1 protein-coding gene is annotated in these 253 nt (G+C 54.2%); it reads left to right on the forward strand.

Features of this window, described 5'->3' with window-relative positions; genetic code table 11:
* A partial coding sequence (locus tag IV91_RS0114625; RefSeq protein ID WP_031599557.1) for a transposase occupies positions 1-253 on the forward strand: 253 nt, incomplete at both ends.

Here is a 253-nt window from a genome sequence, read left to right on the forward strand (position 1 = left end):
CTATCCTGCCGAGTGGGTTGTCGACTGCAAGGCGGTGGGAACAGGGCAGAAGGCCCTGGTGTATCTGGGGCGCTATTTATATCGGGGCGTGCTGCCCGAAAAAAATATCGTGTCGGATCAGAACGGAAAAGTCACATTCCGCTACCAGAATAGCAAAACCAAACAGTGGGAATCCCGCACCCTGAGCGGTGTGGAATTTCTGCACAAAATCCTGCTGCATATTCTCCCGAAGGGATTCAGACGGGCGCGCAAC

The organism is Ferrovum myxofaciens, from assembly GCF_000735045.1.
GTDB classification, from domain to species: domain Bacteria; phylum Pseudomonadota; class Gammaproteobacteria; order Burkholderiales; family Ferrovaceae; genus Ferrovum; species Ferrovum myxofaciens.